This is a genomic window from Streptomyces ochraceiscleroticus, from assembly GCF_000720485.1.
GTDB lineage: Bacteria > Actinomycetota > Actinomycetes > Streptomycetales > Streptomycetaceae > Streptomyces > Streptomyces ochraceiscleroticus.
The window spans coordinates 103,802-119,031 of the sequence record NZ_JOAX01000021.1; the positions used below are offsets into that span (position 1 = coordinate 103,802).

The following is a 15,230-nucleotide window of genomic DNA, read 5'->3' on the forward strand; positions in this document are numbered from 1 at the left end:
ATCCCTCTCGCAGTCCGCGGCGAGCAGTCGGGAGATATGCCACCCCGCGGGTCATCGGACTCACGCAAGCACCCCGCCCGGACCCCTACGACAGGCCCGTCCGACACACCCACGCACACCGTTGCGGGTCAGCGCCGGACTCTCACCGGACTTCCCCCACGGGACACCTCCGCAGCCTAACAGCGCCCCGAACCGCTCCACCGTCCGCCCGGAACCATGTCCCGGGCGGACGGTCGGGAGGTCACTGCATCGGCTTCAGCGCCCCGCCGTGATACCGCACGCCCGGATTCCACAGGAGGAAGGAGTGGATGCCGTCGTCTGCCGCTGCGCGGATCTGGGCGGCTACTTCGGCGTCGCCGTAGGAGACGCCGAGGGAGAAGTCCTGGATCCAGGGGACGATCTGGGCGTCGGTGTGGCGGGTCTTCTTCACGAAGTCGGCGAGGGACTTCTTGGTGATGGGGTATGGGTGGGAGTTCGGGTCGGAGACGCCGTACTCGCCGGCGGCCCAGTGCGAGGGGTAGATCATCGGCGCGATGTAGTCGCACTGCTTCGCGAGCGCGCCGATGTCCTGGGCTATCTCCTTCGGGCGGGTGACCGCTATGCCGAAGACGGAGACGCCGAGGAAGGCGCCGTGTTCACGGGCGACCGCCCGGGTCTGTGCGACCAGGCCGGTTATCGAGTCCTCCGGCGAGGTCTTGCCGAGGCCGGGGAAGGACATGCCGCTCAGCTTGCCGTCGGGGCGGCGGATGTAGTCGTAGAGGATGTCGTCGAAGCCGAGCTTCGCGGCCTCGGCGGCGAGGTCGAGGTGGTACTGGCGGACGTCCTTGTTCGCGAAGTTGGTGAAGGAGAGGGAGCCGTACTTGGAGCCCGCGCCGTACGGGCCGCCGTCGGGGGTGCGGACGACGCGGTCGCGGTGGCCGTCCTTCCAGGAGGCGGAGGCGAGGATCGGGTCGCGGAAGGCAACGATGCGGCCGACGACCGCGCCGCCGGCCGCGTGGATCTCCTTGATGGCCTTCTTCGCGTCGTAGTAGCCCTTGGCCGCGCCGGTCCGCTTCGCGAGCGGCACCTTCGAGTCGTAGCCGATCTCGCCGAGCTCGTCCTTGATGTCGAGCTGGACGGCGTTCAGCTTGCCCTCCTCGAGCAGCTTCAGCACCGGCTCGCGGAGCTGGTCCGAGGCCCATGCCTGGCCGCTGACGTGCACCGCGCGCAGCAGCGGCCGCCGTACCGTCACCACCGCGTCCTCCCGTGCGGTGTTCCCGGCCGCGTCGGTGGCGACGGCGGTGGCCTTCGCGGGCGGCCGCGGCAGCTTGACGGCGAAGCGGCCGTCCTTGCCCACGTCCGCATTCCGGCCCGCGACCGTCACGTCAGTGGCGCCCTGCGCCCGGCCCCTGACCGTGACCGGGCCGCGCAGGCTGCGGCCCTCGGGGTCGGCCACCGCGAGCTTCGGCGGCGTCGTGTCGACGGTCAGCTCACGCGTGAGCTCGGAGCCGCCCCCGAGCATCGAGCCCTCGGTGGCGACCTTCAGCTCGTGCGTGCCGTCCCCGAGGCCGTCCAGACCCACCGTCAGCTCTCGCCCTGCGCCCCGCACCGGCACCCGCTTGCCGTCCACGGTGACCTCGGCGCCGCGCAGCCGCTCCCCCTCCGGCGCGGTCACCGCCACCCCGCCCTTGTCCAGCGCGGCGGCGTTCACCACGCCGCCCGCGGGCAGCCCTGCCAGCCGGACGTCGGGCGCGCGGTACTGCCGTACGAGGAACACGCCGCCGACGACCAGGGCCATGGCCAGGACACCGGCCAGAAGAATGACGAGCGCTCTGCGCGGGGAACGAGTACGGGAGGAATCAGTGGAATCAGTGGAAGCAGAGGAATCCGAGGGATTCAAGAAAAGCGTCTTCCAGTTGAGCCGCATTGGCACGCCCTTTCCGGGAGGTCTCGTGCATCTCCGTCGCTCGCGTCCGGTCCCTCTCCGCCGGCCCGGCCTCGTCGTCCTGTCCCTGCTGACGCTGGCCGCGTCGGCCGTCTCCTGCGCCGAGTCCCGCGGTGGCGCGCCACCGCCGGAACCCTCGGCTCCGAAAACTGCCAGTGGTCGGCAGGATTCCCCCTCGGCCCGGCCCGAACACCCGTCACGGCCCAACTCCCCGGCCTCGGTGCACGCCAACGAGCTCGGTGCGGTGCCGGTGCTGATGTACCACCAGATCGTGGACAAGCCGCGCAGCGCGTACGACCGCAGGCCCGCCGACTTCCGCGCCGAGCTGGAGCGGCTGGCGAAGGAGGGCTATGTGCCGGTGACCGCGGGCGCGTACAGCGCGGGGAAGATCGACATACCGGCCGGGCGCCACCCGGTGGTGCTCACCTTCGACGACTCCACCGACAGCCAGTTCGCGCTCGGGGACGACGGCCGGCCGGTCGCGGACTCCGCGGTCGGCATCCTGCGCGACGTGGCCCGGCGGCACCCGGGCTTCAAGCCGGCCGCCACCCTCTTCGTGAACGGTGGCGCGTTCCCCGCGACGGGGACGAAGAAGGCGCTGCGCTGGCTGCACGGCCACGGCTTCGAGGTCGGCAATCACACCCGGGACCACGCCAACCTCCGTGACATCCCGGCAGGAGAGGCGCAGCATCAGATAGCCGCCGGCCAGCGGGTCATCGAGGAGAGCGTGCCGGACGCGAAGGTGACCTCACTGGCCCTGCCGTTCGGCGTTCAGCCCAATCCGCCCGGCCTGGACGTCAAGGGCGCGGCGGACGGGGAGCGGTACGCGTACGACGGTGCCTACCTGGTCGGCGCGGGCCCGGCCCCCTCGCCGTACGCCACCGCCTTCGACCCGGTCGGCATACCCCGCATCCGCTCGGCGGGCGCGCACGACCAGGACGCCCAATTCGGCTCCGCGCACTGGCTGGACGAGCTGCGCGACGGGGCGGTGGCGCGGTACACCTCGGACGGCGATCCGGACCGCGTCTCCTATCCGGAGTCGGGGTCGGCCCGGCCGGCGAAGGAGTTCCGGGAGCGGGCGAAGCCGTACTGATCCGCCCTCGATCCGCCGTTGGGCGCATAGCAGCGAACCGGGGCGCGCACGATGTCGTGTGCGCCCCGGCTCTCGTTCCGGCGTCCGGCCTATGCCTCGCTCGCGGTCACCAGGGGGAACGGCTCCCGGCTCACCCGCTGCGCGTCCTCCAGCGGCCTGCGGGCCTGCGCGCTCCGCGGCGCGATGACGTGGAAGGCCGTGCCCAGGGCCCGGGCCCGCCGGAAGACCCGGACCAGCGCGGGCACGCCGCAGCACGCGCACACCGTGGAGCAGGCGCCGAGGTCCACCAGGAGGCTCGCGGCGCCCCGGTTGAGGAGGATCAGCATCTCCTCGCGGGCCTGGGTGACGCGGGCACAGTCGAACTCCGGCGGGCGGAGCACCACGGCTCCGCCGCCCGACTGAGTGCACGAGGGGCTCCGGGGAGGACTGGACATCGCTTCTCCTGAACGGCCGGGCCGGCACGTCGCACCGGCGGGGAATTCATGTGCCCGTCACGTGGTCCGCAGCATTGACGTGCCGTTCGGATATCCGGTCACTCGGGCTCGGGGAAATTCCACGGTAGGGCGGCGGGCCGATGCCCCGCCACCGCAGGACCCGCCGCACTGCATTCGCTGCGTATGCGCCCCGCGGGTTTTCTTCCCGGTGGCCGGTGTGTTCAGTCCTTGAGCTGAGGCAATACCTTTGTGCGATAGAAGTCGAAGAAACCGCGCTGGTCCTGGCCGATCTGGTTCACATAGACGGTGTCGAATCCGGCATCCGCGTACTCCTGCACCGCCGCGACATGTGCCTCCACGTCGTCGCCGCAGGTCACGGCGGACGCTACCTGCTCGCGAGTGACAAGGGTCGAAGCCTGCTCGAAATGGCGCGGGGTCGGGAGTACCTGTCCCAGTTCGCCCGGCAGTTGTTCATTCGCCCACAGCCGGTGCGCGGTGCGCACGGCTTCCTCGCGGTCGGTCCCGTAACAGACCTTCAGGCCGCCGTGCACCGGCTTGCCCCCGCCGCCGCCCCGCCGGAAGCGCTCGATCGCGTCCGCGTCGGGCGCGACGGTGATGAATCCGTCGCCGATCCGCGCGGCCAGTTCCGTGGCGGTCGGTCCGAAGCCGGAGACATCGATCCGCACCGGCTCCTCGGGAACGGTGTAGAGCCGCGCGTTCTGCACGGTGTAGTGCTTTCCGTGGTGGCTCACTTCCTTTCCCTCGAAGAGCGACCGCATCACCTGTATCGCTTCTTCCAGCATTTCCAGCCGGACCGAGGTCTGCGGCCATTCGCCGCCCACGACTTGCTCGTTGAGCGCTTCTCCGCTGCCCACGCCGAGCCGGAAACGGCCGTTCAGAAGTACCGCGCTGGTGGCCGCCGCCTGTGCCGTGATCACCGGGTGCAGCCGCTTGGTCGGGCAGGTCACGGCGGTCTCGACGGGCAGCGACGTGGCCTCGGCGAGCGCCCCGATCACCGACCAGACGAAGGGCGCCTGCCCCTGTTCGTCATTCCACGGATGGAAATGGTCGGAGATCCACAAAGAAGTGAATCCGGCCTGTTCCGCCATGCGTGCCTGTTCCACCAGTGCGCGCGGGTCGTGCTCCTCGCAGGAGAGGAAATAGCCGTACTCCGTCATCAAAGCTCCTCATCAGGTCCTGGTCCGCCGCGCGAGGCCGGCGGCGGCCAGCGCCCCGGCGGCCGCGGCCACGGCCAGGGCGCGGGCGTGCTCGGTGGCCCACAGCTGGCAGGAGCGCCCGTGCGACGCGTCGCCGAAGGAGCCGTGGGCCCCGTGGTCCCGGCCGTCCATGCCGTCGACCGGCTTCCAGAGGTTGTCCGGGGCCGGTGGCGTGGCTTCCTCGTCCGTCTGCTGCGAGTCGAAGCCGGTACGCGCCAGATAGCGGTCGAGCAGGCCGGGGACGAGCCGGTTGGCGAGCACCGTCGCCGTGGTGGAGCCGCCCACGCAGTACTGCTTGCGCCGGGGGTGGTCGGCGGCGTACACGATGCCGCGCGCGGCGACCTCCGGCTGGTAGATGGGCGGGACCGGCTGCGGCCGCCGCGGCAGCCGGGAGAGCACCCAGGAGAACTGCGGGGTGTTGAGGGCGGGCAATTGGACGACGGTGATCCGTACGTTGCTCTTGTCGTGCATCAGTTCCGTGCGCACCGAGGAGGTGAAGCCCAGGATCGCGTGCTTGGCACCGCAGTACGCGGACTGCAGCGGGATGGACCGCTCGCCCAGCGCGGAGCCGGCCTGCACGATCGTGCCCGCGTCGCGCGGCACCATCCGGGCCAGCGCCGTCTGCGTACCGTGCACGAAGCCGAGGTACGTCACCTCCGTCACCCGTTTGAACTCCGCCGGGCGCACCTCGGTGAAGGGCGCGAAGACCCCGGCGAAGGCGCAGTTGACCCAGACGTCGATGGGCCCGAACTGTGCCTCGACCGCGTCGGCCGCGGCCTCGACCTGCGCCGGGTCGGCGACGTCGGTGGGCACCGCCAGGGCCCGGCCGCCGGCCGCCGCGACCTCGCCGGCGGCCGCGTCGAGGCCGGCCTGACCGCGGGCCAGCAGCCCGATGCTGGCGCCCCGGCGGGCGAATTCCCGGACGACGGCGCGGCCGACGCCCGCGCTCGCTCCGGTGACGACGACGGTCTGGCTCATCGGCGGTCTCCTCGGACGGGTCCCCCGAGGAAACCCGCCCGGCCGGTCAGCCGGCCGGGCCGGACTCCTCGGGGGTGTGCGGCGGCGTTACGGGGTCGGGTGCGGGGCCGGGCGCCGGGCCCGGCGTCGGGGGTGCCGGGTTGGGCGGTACCGGATCCGGCTCGGGCCGCGGGTTCGGCGCCGGAGGCACCGGGTCGGGTCCGGGCGCGGGCACCGGGCCGGGCCCCGGACCCGGTTCGGGACCGGGCGATCCCGGGCCCGGCCCCGGCGTCGGCGGCACCGGATCGGGGTGCGGGGTGCCGGGGCGTCCCGGCGGCTGCGGCGTGGTCACGGGTCCTCCAGGGAGGGGTGCGTGGTGCGGGCGGCCGAGCGCCTGGGCGGGGGCGGGGGCAGTGCGCCTGCCCGCCGACCCGCCGGCACTCCACGGGTGCCCGCCGGAGCCTCCGGATAACGCCGGGGCGGCAGTCCGTCCGGGCGGATCCGGACGCTCAGTGGGTCACGGGCGTCGACCAGCGCAGCACCGCGCCGAGGCCGCCGGGCGGCACCGGGTCGCTGTGATGCAGCAGTACGGCCTGCGCGCCCGTGGCCACGGCGGACCGCAGCAGGGCGTCGTCGGCGCGGGCGGGCGCGGGGTGCACCTCACCCAGGTACTGCATCTCCGTGCCGCGCACGGCGAGCTGGTCGGGGTCGGGACCGACCCAGACCTCGCGGCCCGCGTCGCCGCCGTCGGGGCTGATCAGCAGCGTGTCGATGCGGTGTTCGCGGGCCGCCTCGATCAGGGAGGGCACGCCGGAGGTCACCGAGGACTGGCCGTCGCTGCGGCCCTCACCGGTCTGGAAGCGCTGCACGGCGTCGAGAACGTGGTCCTGTTCGAGCCCGGCGCGTACCTGGGCGATGTCCCGGTCCAGCCGTGTGCTGTCGGCGCCGGAGGCCCGGCCGCCGTGCTCGCTCTCGTAGGCGACGCCGCGCAGCCGGTCGGGGAGCCGGTCGCGCACCGCGCGGCGCTCGCGGACGTCGCCGACCAGCAGGAGGAGGTCGGCGCCGGCGTGCTCGAACGCCTGGCCCGCGGCCTCGGCGATCTCCGCGGCGTTCTGCTCCCAGGTGTTCTCGACCTTGAGCTGGAAGTGCCGCTCGGACCAGTCGCTGGAGGTCGTCCGGTGCACCGGGTAGTCGGCGCCGCTGACCTGGCCCGCCCTCTCGTGCGCGGTGTCGCTGCGCAGCTCGAAGTCGGCCCCGGTCCGGTCCACGTACACCACGAGGCAGACGGGGTTCTCGCCCAGCGCGTCCAGCAGGGGGGCCAGCCGGGGCACGGGGGACCAGGTGGCGCCCCGCATCGTGGGCGGCCCGGCGAGCGGGGTGTCCAGGACGACCTCGCCGCCGGTGGCGAAGACGGCGCGGCCCGCGTGGGCCAGCGATTCGCCGGGCCTGCGGAGCGTGATCAGGGCGTCGTGCACGGCGCGGCAGGTGACGGCGTCGGCGCCCTGGTCCGACAGCTGGTCGGCCGCGTACTGCGCCGACAGCTCCTGCTGCTTGGCCGCGTCCTCCGTGCCGTGCGAGACATCGGCGTAGACGGACGCCCAGGGTCCCGGTCGTTCGATGAGCGGTTGCAGGAGCGAGAGTCGCATGGCGCTTCCTCCTCGGAATGGGGCGATCACCAGGTACGGGCCTCGAAGAGGGCTTCGCAGGCCGTGGTATTCCGCTCTTCAGGGGCGTCGTCGCCGCAGTGGCTGAAGCGGTGGCCGATGCGGTGGTGCCATCACTCTTCGGGGTGCCCCCTTTGCCACAGTTCATGCAGTTCATCTTTGCTGCACCGCGCCGGTCCGACGGGCCTCTCCAGGGCCGCCACAGCCCCGGAATCACGGGGATTTCGCGGCTCGCCCTTCTGGGCCAGCCGAGGTTTCTCCGCCTCGGATAACGGTTACCTGGCGAGCCGAGACACATGCCCCCAGGCGCCCTCGTCGGCGACTCCAGCACGGCGCGGAGCGGGAAGGAGCCTCCGGAGATGTCGGAGATGGCGGACAAGAAGCAGGAGCAACGGGAGCGGTTCTACGCGGACGACCCGAGTGACGGGCCACTGACCACCGACCAGGGCGTGCCGGTCGACCACACCGATGACTCCCTGCAGGCGGGCGAACGCGGGCCCACGCTCATGGAGGACTTCCACTTCCGCGAGAAGATCACGCGTTTCGACCACGAGCGGATCCCGGAGCGCGTGGTGCACGCGCGTGGCTCGGGCGCGTACGGCTACTTCCAGCCCTACCGGTCCTGCGCGGAGTTCACCCGGGCCGCGTTCCTGCAGGACCCGGACGTCAAGACGCCGGTGTTCGTCCGCTTCTCCACCGTCCAGGGGCCGCGCGGCTCGGCCGACACGGTGCGGGACGTGCGCGGATTCGCGACGAAGTTCTACACCTCCGAGGGCAACTACGACCTGGTCGGCAACAACTTCCCGGTCTTCTTCATCCAGGACGGCATCAAGTTCCCCGACTTCGTGCACGCGGTGAAGATGGAGCCGCACAACGAGATGCCCACCGGCGCGTCGGCCCACGACACGCTGTGGGACTTCGTCTCGCTGCAGCCCGAGACGCTGCACACGATCATGTGGCTGATGTCGGACCGCGCGATCCCGCGCAGCTACCGTATGATGCAGGGCTTCGGTGTGCACACCTTCCGCTTCGTGAACGCCCAGGGCAAGGGCACGTTCGTGAAGTTCCACTGGAAGCCCAAGCTCGGCGTGCATTCGCTGGTGTGGGACGAGGCGCAGGAGACGATGGGCCGCGACCCGGACTTCAACCGCCGCGACCTGTGGGACTGCATCGAGGCCGGTGACTACCCGGAGTACGAGCTGGGCGTGCAGCTCGTACCGGAGGAGGACGAGCACAGCTTCGACTTCGACCTGCTCGACGCCACGAAGATCATCCCCGAGGAGCAGGTGCCGGTCCGGCCGATCGGGCGGATGGTGCTCAACCGCAACCCCGACAATTTCTTCGCCGAGACCGAGCAGGTCGCCTTCCACACGGCCAATGTCGTCCCCGGTATCGACTTCACCAACGACCCGCTGCTCCAGGCCCGTAACTTCTCCTACCTGGACACCCAGCTCCTCCGGCTGGGCGGCCCGAACTTCGCGCAGATCCCGGTCAACCAGCCGGTGGCACCGGTGCGCACCAACCAGCGCGACGGCTTCCACCAGAGCAAGATCCACCGCGGCACCACCAGCTACACCAAGAACTCCCTGGCCGGCGGCTGCCCCGCGGTGGCCGGTGCCGACGAGTCGGCCTTCCGGCACCTGACCGAGGCGGTCTCCGGACACAAGATCCGCAAGCGCAGCGACAGCTTCCAGAACCACTACAGCCAGGCCGCGATGTTCTGGCACAGCATGACCGAGTGGGAGCAGCAGCACATCGTCGAGGCGTACCGCTTCGAGCTGGGCAAGGTGAACGCGAAGGAGGTCCGCGCGCGGGTCGTCGAGCAGCTCGCACACGTGGACCAGTCGCTGGCCGTCGCGGTCGCCGAGGGCGTCGGCGTGGCCCCGCCGGAGCGCCAGGAGACCCCGGACGTGACGCCCTCCCCCGCGCTGAGCTTCGAGAACAACCGCGGCGACGGCTCGATCGCCACCCGCCAGATCGCCGTGCTCGTCGCGGACGGCGTGGACGCCGACCAGGTCGACACGATCCGCTCCGCGCTCACGGCGCAGGGCGCGAACGTCGAGGTCCTCGCGCCGCACGACGGCGAGTTCACCGGCTCCGACGGCGTCACCCACCCCGTGGACCGGGCGCTGCCCACCGTGGCCTCGGTCCTCTACGACGCGGTCGTGCTGCCCGGTGACCCCTCCTCCGTGCCCCGCACGGCCCAGGACCCGGCAGTGCTGAAGTTCGTACGGGACTCCTACCGGCACGGCAAGGCGATCGCCGCGCTGGGCACCGGCATCGACGTGCTGAAGATGCTGGAGCCGGCCCGGCTGCGGACCGCCGACGAGCACGAGCACACCGTCTCCGACGAGGGCGTCGTCACCCACCACCCGGTGGGCCCGGCGAGCGAGCAGTTCGCGCAGGCATTCATCGAGGCGGTCGGCGCGCACCGGCACCGCAACCGGCCGCCGCTGCGCCGCTGACCGGGCTCCTGTCCGGCATCTGACCCGGGGGTTACAGGACCGCCGGCCGGCCACCGGCGCCGCACGCGCGTCAGCGCCGCGTGCGGCGCCGGTGGCTTCAGTGCCTTCAGCGCCGCGTGCGGCGCCGGTGGCTGGTGTCGCACCAGGGGTAGCGCTTGCTGCGCCGGCACCTGCACAGGGCCACGCAGAAGCGGTCGGAGGAGACGACGGTGCCGTCCTCCAGCCGCACCTCGACCGGGCCCTCCACCAGGAGCGGCCCGTCCTTCTCGAGGGTGAGGCGGCGTACGGCGCGGGGGTCCGCCGGTTCAGACGCTTCGCTCGGCACGGATCACCACCAGCTCTTCCTTCTCCTCGTCGGGTGCCACCAGGCCCTGGCCGTGCAGCCAGCCCTGCCGCGACCGCAGGACCGGCCCGAACGGCACACAGCGGTGCTCGACCGCGACGGCGTCCAGCCCCGCCTCCCGCAGCATCCGCAGCGTGGGTTCGGTACCGCTGAGCGCCGAGTGCACGAGCAGCAGGACGCCGCCGGGCGCCAGCAGCCGCGGCGCCTCCCGGCAGATGCGGTCCAGCACCAGCCGCCCGTCGTGCCCGGCGTCCCAGGCCCGCGCGCTGCCCCGCCGGGGCAGCACCGCCTCGGGCGCCGGGACGTACGGCGGGTTCGTCAGGATCAGGTCGAAGCGCCGGCCGGCCACGGGCCCGAAGAGGCTGCCGCGCAGCACCCGTACCGGGAGCCGCGCCAGCCGTGCGTTGAGCCGGGCCGCGAGGACCGCTCGCCGGGAGATGTCGACGGCGGTGACCTCGCCGCCGCGCCGGGCCGCCGCGAGTGCCAGCGCGCCGGTGCCGGTACCGATGTCCAGCACCTGCGCGCCCGGCACCAGCGGTTCGCGGTGCAGCGCGTCGGCCAGCAGCGCCGTGTCGTCCTGTGGGGCATAGACCCCGGGAAGCGTTATCAGAGGCACAAAGCAGAAGTACCCGGATAAATCGCTTTCAACGACCGGGCATACCGGAAGGTCACGGCACGTGCGCGAGGTCCGGCCCGATCGCCACCCGCAGTGACGACTCCCCGGCCCGCCAGGCCGCCAGCAGCCGTTCGCCGAAGCGGTCCTCCAGGAAGCCGGTGGTGTCGATACCGAAGGCGACGTCCCGCTCCAGGTGCGGCTCGGCCGCCAGCAGCCCGTCGACGACCTCGTGCCGTACGACCTGTTCGTGCACCGCGTCGGCCTCGACGTGCTCGGTGTAGAAGAACTCCGCGGCCGGTCCCGCGCCCGCGCGCCGCATCGCCGCGGCCAGCCGGCGGGACGCGGGCGAGGAGGTCACCTCGACCGCGGCGAAGTGCCCGACGAGCGCCCCGCGCAGCGCCCGGTGCAGCCCGAAGAGGGACATCAGGTTGACCAGGGCCAGCATCTCCGCGCTGGCCGCGTCGAGGTAGCGCCCGTACGCGGTGTCCAGGCCGAGGTCCGTCATCAGGTCGGCGAAGAGCTGCGCGTGCACCCGCTCGGGGCGCCCGCCGCCGAACTCGTCGAACTCCACCGCCGCCATCCCTGCCTTGGCCCGCCCCCACAGCCGCGGCAGCACCCAGGCGTGCGGATCGGCCTCCTTGAGGTGGTACAGGCTGCGCTGGGCGGCGTACTCGCGCAGTTGGTCCCGGGTGCCGGAGCGCTCCAGCACGTGGGGAACGCCGTCCCCGCCGGCCGGCTCGACCAGCAGCTCGTCCAGCGCCCCGGCCGCGTCCTCGTGCCGGGTGGCGTCGGCCCGCAGCGCGTCGAGGAAGCGCCGCTCCAGTACGGCGCGGAGGCGCAGCAGGTCGGGGTCCCACTCCAGCGCGGGATCGACGCCGGCGAAGCCGCGGTAGTGCAGTTCGTACGCCACGTACAGCGCGAGCTGCAGGTCGTCGCCGTACGGGTCGGCGGTGGCGGCCGCGTCACCGGCGGCCGGCGGGCCGCCGCCGCGCAGCGTGCTGATCACGGCCGCCGAGACGGGGCCCCGGTCCCGCGGCAGCCGGGGGCCGGTCGGCTCGTCACTCATCGCTGTTCTCCACCCCTGGACGTCGTCGGTGACACTCACGCGTCACGGGTGCCCGTCACGCCTGCGGTGTCACCTCGACGCGCACCAGGCGGCAGCACCGCTGCAGGATGCGAGAGACGTGCATCTGCGAGATGCCGACCTCCTCGGCGATCTGGCTCTGCGTCATGTCGCGGAAGAACCGCAGGTAGAGGATGGCGCGGTCGCGCGGCGGCAGGGCCCGCAGCACCGGCGCGGCACACAGCCGCTCCTCGACCAGCTCCAGCTCCGGGTCCTCGTCGCCCAGGAAGTCGGCGAGGTGGAAGGAGTGGCCCGCGTCCGTGCTCATGGGGCACTCCAGCGACAGCGCCGTGTACGCGCCCTGCGCCTCCAGGCCCAGCACCACGTCCTCCTCGGACAGCCCTGTGTGCTCGGCCAGGTCGCCGATGGTGAGGGAGCTGGAGCCGTTGCGGAATTCCAGCGCTTCGCGTGCCTGGTGGACGGTGGCGCGCAGCTCCTGCGTGCGGCGCGGCACGTGGACGGCCCACAGGTCGTCCCGGAAGTGCCGCCGCAGCTCACCGAGGATCGTCGGGATGGCGTACGCGGGGAAGGGCGTGCCCGAGGCCGGGTCGAAGCGGTCGACGGCCTTGAGCAGCCCGACCGCGGCGACCTGCCGCAGGTCCTCCTCGGTCTCGCCGCGCCCGCTGTAGCGGCGGGCGAGGCGGTTGGCCATCGGGAGCCAGCCGCAGACGATCTCCTCGCGGACCTTCTTCCTGAGCGGTCCGTCCGCCAGCTCGGCGAGCTGAGCGAAGGCGGCGTCGGTGTCCGGAGCATCCTGATGGCGGCGGAGCGCGGTGGTGGCGGCCATGGCCCTTCCCTTCCGTCGGGATTCCGGCACCGGCAGCAGCGCCGGGAACAGCGGTTTGTGCCGCGTTACCGGCTGCCGGGCAGTTGTTGCTTTCCGGCTGAAACACTTGTTTCTCAAAACGCCGGCCGGGTACCCGGACGTACGAGTACCGCCCGGCGGCGAATCCTCGGCTCACTGTCCACATTTTCTCACTTCACCGCCCCGCGCACCGTGTGCGCGGCTTTCCCCTGTCGTTCCCGGGCGTGGTGCGGCGGAAGCGCCCTGGCAGCACCGCGCGCGGCCGCCGATACGGCCGGGAAATCCACGCTCGGCCAAATGTGTGACACGTGTCGTTTCCGGTATTCGCGGGTACCCGGCCGACATGACCAGCTATGAGTCCCTGGCGGCTCCCAACCGCGACCTGCTCGTCGGCATCGGTCCGTTCGTCGTGGGCCTTGCCGTCGTGCTCCTGCTCATCGGCGCCGTGGCCCTCGGCCTGCGGCGCAAGCGGTCGCGGCCGGCCACCGCCGAAGAACAGCCGAAGATGCCCAAGGACCCGCGCGGATACGAAACGGGAATGCGCACGGGCGATGAGGTCACCCAGGACGGTCACCGCCGGACGCCGTACGAGTTCGACGGCACCCGCGGCACCCGCCCGGACGAGGAAGGCAAAAAGCCGGCGAAATGGCAGGAGGGCCACAGCGGCTCCTTCGGTAACGGCTGACGACCCTGGCGAGCGGCGCCGGGCCGCCGCCCGCCGCTGAAGCGACCGAACGCGGAGAACGCGACCGGCCGCACTGTGTCATGCCCTTTTCCGTTCGGTGCCATATCCGCGCCTCCCCACTCCGCCGAACGGCTGAACAACCGGCCGCGCGGGTGGCCGCGCGGCCCCTTCCCGGATTGTCTCCGCCCCGTACCGGTTAGCCATGCAAGGACGTCATGAGCGGCCGGGCCACGGGCCCGGGAGGGAGTTCGGTGCAGGTGTTCCGACGGCGCGGGGCCCGGCTGGAGGAGCGGGCCGAGGGGGCGGTCGGCACCGCGTTCACCGCCCTTGACCGGCGGCTTCCCCTCGCCGAGGGAGCCAAGGCGCTGCTCCGCAAGGCATTCCCCGACCACTGGTCCTTCCTGCTCGGGGAAATCGCGCTCTACAGTTTTGTGGTGCTGGTGATCACCGGCACCTATCTGACGCTGTTCTTCGACCCGAGCATGGCGGAGACCGTCTATCACGGCCGGCACTTTCCGCTGGACGGCACGCGGATGTCCCACGCATACGCCTCCACCCTCCACATCAGTTTCGAGGTGCGCGGCGGGCTGCTCATCCGGCAGATTCATCACTGGTCGTCCCTGGTCTTCCTGGCCGCGATCGGCACCCATCTGTTCCGGGTCTTTTTCACCGGGGCCTTCCGGCGGCCGCGCGAGCTGAACTGGATGGTCGGCGTCACGCTTTTCATGCTGTCGATGCTGGAGGGCTTCGCCGGTTACTCCCTCCCGGACGATTCGCTCTCCGGCACGGGGCTGCGCACCGCCAATGCCATCGTGACCTCCATTCCCCTCGTCGGCAGCTATCTCAATTTCTTCCTCTGGCAGGGCGCGTATCCCGGAACGGGCATCATTCCGCGTCTTTACGTGCTGCACATCCTGCTCATCCCGGGAATCATCGTTGCGCTGATCGCCCTGCACCTGCTGCTCGTGGTGACCCTGAAGCACACGCACTGGAACAAGCCCGGCCACACCAACAGGAACGTCGTCGGACAGCCGATGGTCCCGCACTTCACCGCGAAGACCACCGGCCTCCTACTGATGATTTTCGGCGTACTTTCCTGCCTCGGCGCACTGGCCCAGATCAATCCGGTCTGGGATTACGGCCCGTACCGCCCGGATCAGGTGTCCACCGGCGTCCAGCCCGACTGGTACGTGGGATTCCTGGAGGGCGGTCTGCGGCTCATGCCGCCTTTCGAGACGAACCTGTGGGGCCATACGGTCATGTGGAACGTCTTCATTCCCACGCTCGTGCTCCCGGGCCTGCTCTTCATGTCGCTGTACCTCTATCCGTACTTCGAGCGGTGGGTGACCGGGGACCGCGGGGAGCACCATCTGTGCGACCGGCCGCGGAACCGCCCCACCCGTACGGCGCTCGGCGTGGCCGCGCTCGTCTTCTACGCCGTACTGCTGCTGGCAGGCGGCAATGACGTCATCGCCTACTCCTTCCGGATCTCGGTCGACGCGCTCACGTGGGTGCTGCGGACCGCCCTCGTCCTCGGGCCGGTGGCCGCCTTCTGGCTCACCAAGCGGCTCTGCCTCGCCCTGCAGGCGGCGGACCGCGAGCTGCTGACCGAGGGCGAGGAGACCGGTGAGGTGACCCAGAGCGTCTACGGCGCGCTGGGCGAAGGGCACACCGGCGTCTCCGCCGAGCGGAAGTACGTCATCCTCGTCCGCGACGTACCCGAGCCGCTGCCCCCGGCGGCCGGGCCCACCTCGCGCGGCCTGCGGCTGCGGATCGCGCTGAGCGGCTGGTACTACCGCGATCATGTGCCGCTGCCGGCCGGCCCCGAGCAGCGGCGCGAGATCAGCGAACGCACCACGGGCCCGGACCGGGAGCCGGCCGAGGCACCGGACGCCCAATAAGAG

Annotated in this window: 13 protein-coding genes; 4 read left to right on the forward strand and 9 right to left on the reverse strand. The window is 71.7% G+C overall.

What is annotated here, in order from left to right; translation table 11 throughout:
- Positions 1 to 241: 241 nt before the first annotated feature.
- Positions 242 to 1,777, reverse strand: a complete 1,536-nt coding sequence (locus IG84_RS0125030; RefSeq protein WP_031061558.1) for a putative glycoside hydrolase — start codon at positions 1,775 to 1,777, stop codon at positions 242 to 244.
- 154 nt (positions 1,778 to 1,931) lie between these two features.
- On the opposite strand from IG84_RS0125030, the gene IG84_RS0125035 reads away from it, so the two are divergent.
- Positions 1,932 to 3,017, forward strand: coding sequence for a polysaccharide deacetylase family protein (locus IG84_RS0125035; protein ID WP_245659586.1), 1,086 nt, complete (start codon positions 1,932 to 1,934; stop codon positions 3,015 to 3,017).
- An 89-nt stretch (positions 3,018 to 3,106) separates the two neighbouring features.
- On the opposite strand, the gene IG84_RS0125040 is transcribed toward IG84_RS0125035, so the two are convergent.
- The 4 genes from IG84_RS0125040 to IG84_RS0125055 form a co-directional block, all read right to left on the reverse strand.
- Positions 3,107 to 3,451, reverse strand: coding sequence for an STAS domain-containing protein (locus IG84_RS0125040; RefSeq protein ID WP_157847601.1), 345 nt, complete (start codon positions 3,449 to 3,451; stop codon positions 3,107 to 3,109).
- Between the two features lie 221 nt (positions 3,452 to 3,672).
- On the reverse strand, positions 3,673 to 4,629 hold the full coding sequence (locus IG84_RS0125045) for an LLM class F420-dependent oxidoreductase (RefSeq protein WP_031061568.1): 957 nt from the start codon (positions 4,627 to 4,629) through the stop codon (positions 3,673 to 3,675).
- Positions 4,630 to 4,641: 12 nt separating this feature from the next.
- The gene (locus IG84_RS0125050) at positions 4,642 to 5,646 is read right to left on the reverse strand and encodes an SDR family oxidoreductase (protein WP_031061569.1); all 1,005 of its coding nucleotides are present in this window, start codon (positions 5,644 to 5,646) and stop codon (positions 4,642 to 4,644) included.
- A gap of 488 nt (positions 5,647 to 6,134) precedes the next feature.
- Positions 6,135 to 7,271 (reverse strand): baeRF2 domain-containing protein, encoded by a 1,137-nt coding sequence (locus IG84_RS0125055; RefSeq protein WP_031061571.1) that lies wholly within the window; start codon positions 7,269 to 7,271, stop codon positions 6,135 to 6,137.
- A gap of 386 nt (positions 7,272 to 7,657) precedes the next feature.
- Between IG84_RS0125055 and IG84_RS0125060 the strand changes: the two genes are divergently transcribed.
- Positions 7,658 to 9,754, forward strand: a complete 2,097-nt coding sequence (locus IG84_RS0125060) for a catalase (RefSeq protein ID WP_078649365.1) — start codon at positions 7,658 to 7,660, stop codon at positions 9,752 to 9,754.
- A gap of 106 nt (positions 9,755 to 9,860) precedes the next feature.
- Here IG84_RS0125060 and IG84_RS0125065 read toward each other — a convergent pair whose 3' ends face one another.
- Genes IG84_RS0125065 through IG84_RS0125080 form a run of 4 tightly spaced genes read right to left on the reverse strand, consistent with a single transcriptional unit; the run spans position 9,861 to position 12,623 of the window.
- On the reverse strand, positions 9,861 to 10,079 hold the full coding sequence (locus IG84_RS0125065; RefSeq protein WP_031061574.1) for a CDGSH iron-sulfur domain-containing protein: 219 nt from the start codon (positions 10,077 to 10,079) through the stop codon (positions 9,861 to 9,863).
- Entirely contained in the window at positions 10,060 to 10,713 is a 654-nt protein-coding gene (locus tag IG84_RS0125070; protein WP_031061575.1) for a HemK2/MTQ2 family protein methyltransferase, read from the reverse strand. Before IG84_RS0125070 ends, IG84_RS0125065 begins: the two co-directional genes overlap by 20 nt.
- A gap of 52 nt (positions 10,714 to 10,765) precedes the next feature.
- Positions 10,766 to 11,779: an iron-containing redox enzyme family protein gene (locus IG84_RS0125075; RefSeq protein ID WP_031061578.1), complete on the reverse strand. Its 1,014-nt coding sequence runs from the start codon at positions 11,777 to 11,779 to the stop codon at positions 10,766 to 10,768.
- A gap of 55 nt (positions 11,780 to 11,834) precedes the next feature.
- A complete protein-coding gene (locus IG84_RS0125080) occupies positions 11,835 to 12,623 on the reverse strand; it encodes a SigB/SigF/SigG family RNA polymerase sigma factor (protein ID WP_051862351.1) in 789 nt (262 codons plus the stop codon).
- A gap of 361 nt (positions 12,624 to 12,984) precedes the next feature.
- Between IG84_RS0125080 and IG84_RS0125085 the strand changes: the two genes are divergently transcribed.
- Together IG84_RS0125085 and qcrB are read left to right on the forward strand one after the other, a co-directional pair.
- The gene (locus IG84_RS0125085) at positions 12,985 to 13,326 is read left to right on the forward strand and encodes a DUF6479 family protein (protein ID WP_031061581.1); all 342 of its coding nucleotides are present in this window, start codon (positions 12,985 to 12,987) and stop codon (positions 13,324 to 13,326) included.
- A gap of 251 nt (positions 13,327 to 13,577) precedes the next feature.
- The gene (gene qcrB, locus IG84_RS0125090; RefSeq protein ID WP_465270448.1) at positions 13,578 to 15,227 is read left to right on the forward strand and encodes a cytochrome bc1 complex cytochrome b subunit; all 1,650 of its coding nucleotides are present in this window, start codon (positions 13,578 to 13,580) and stop codon (positions 15,225 to 15,227) included.
- Positions 15,228 to 15,230: the final 3 nt, after the last annotated feature.

Coding starts and splice junctions, on each gene's coding strand:
- IG84_RS0125045 (WP_031061568.1), bottom strand. CDS start 4,629: ATGACGGAGTACGGCTATTTCCTCTCCTGCGAGGAGCACGACCCGCGC.
- IG84_RS0125080 (WP_051862351.1), bottom strand. CDS start 12,623: ATGGCCGCCACCACCGCGCTCCGCCGCCATCAGGATGCTCCGGACACC.
- IG84_RS0125030 (WP_031061558.1), bottom strand. CDS start 1,777: ATGGCCCTGGTCGTCGGCGGCGTGTTCCTCGTACGGCAGTACCGCGCG.
- IG84_RS0125050 (WP_031061569.1), bottom strand. CDS start 5,646: ATGAGCCAGACCGTCGTCGTCACCGGAGCGAGCGCGGGCGTCGGCCGC.
- IG84_RS0125060 (WP_078649365.1), top strand. CDS start 7,658: ATGGCGGACAAGAAGCAGGAGCAACGGGAGCGGTTCTACGCGGACGAC.
- IG84_RS0125085 (WP_031061581.1), top strand. CDS start 12,985: ATGACCAGCTATGAGTCCCTGGCGGCTCCCAACCGCGACCTGCTCGTC.
- IG84_RS0125040 (WP_157847601.1), bottom strand. CDS start 3,451: ATGTCCAGTCCTCCCCGGAGCCCCTCGTGCACTCAGTCGGGCGGCGGA.
- IG84_RS0125055 (WP_031061571.1), bottom strand. CDS start 7,271: ATGCGACTCTCGCTCCTGCAACCGCTCATCGAACGACCGGGACCCTGG.
- IG84_RS0125075 (WP_031061578.1), bottom strand. CDS start 11,779: ATGAGTGACGAGCCGACCGGCCCCCGGCTGCCGCGGGACCGGGGCCCC.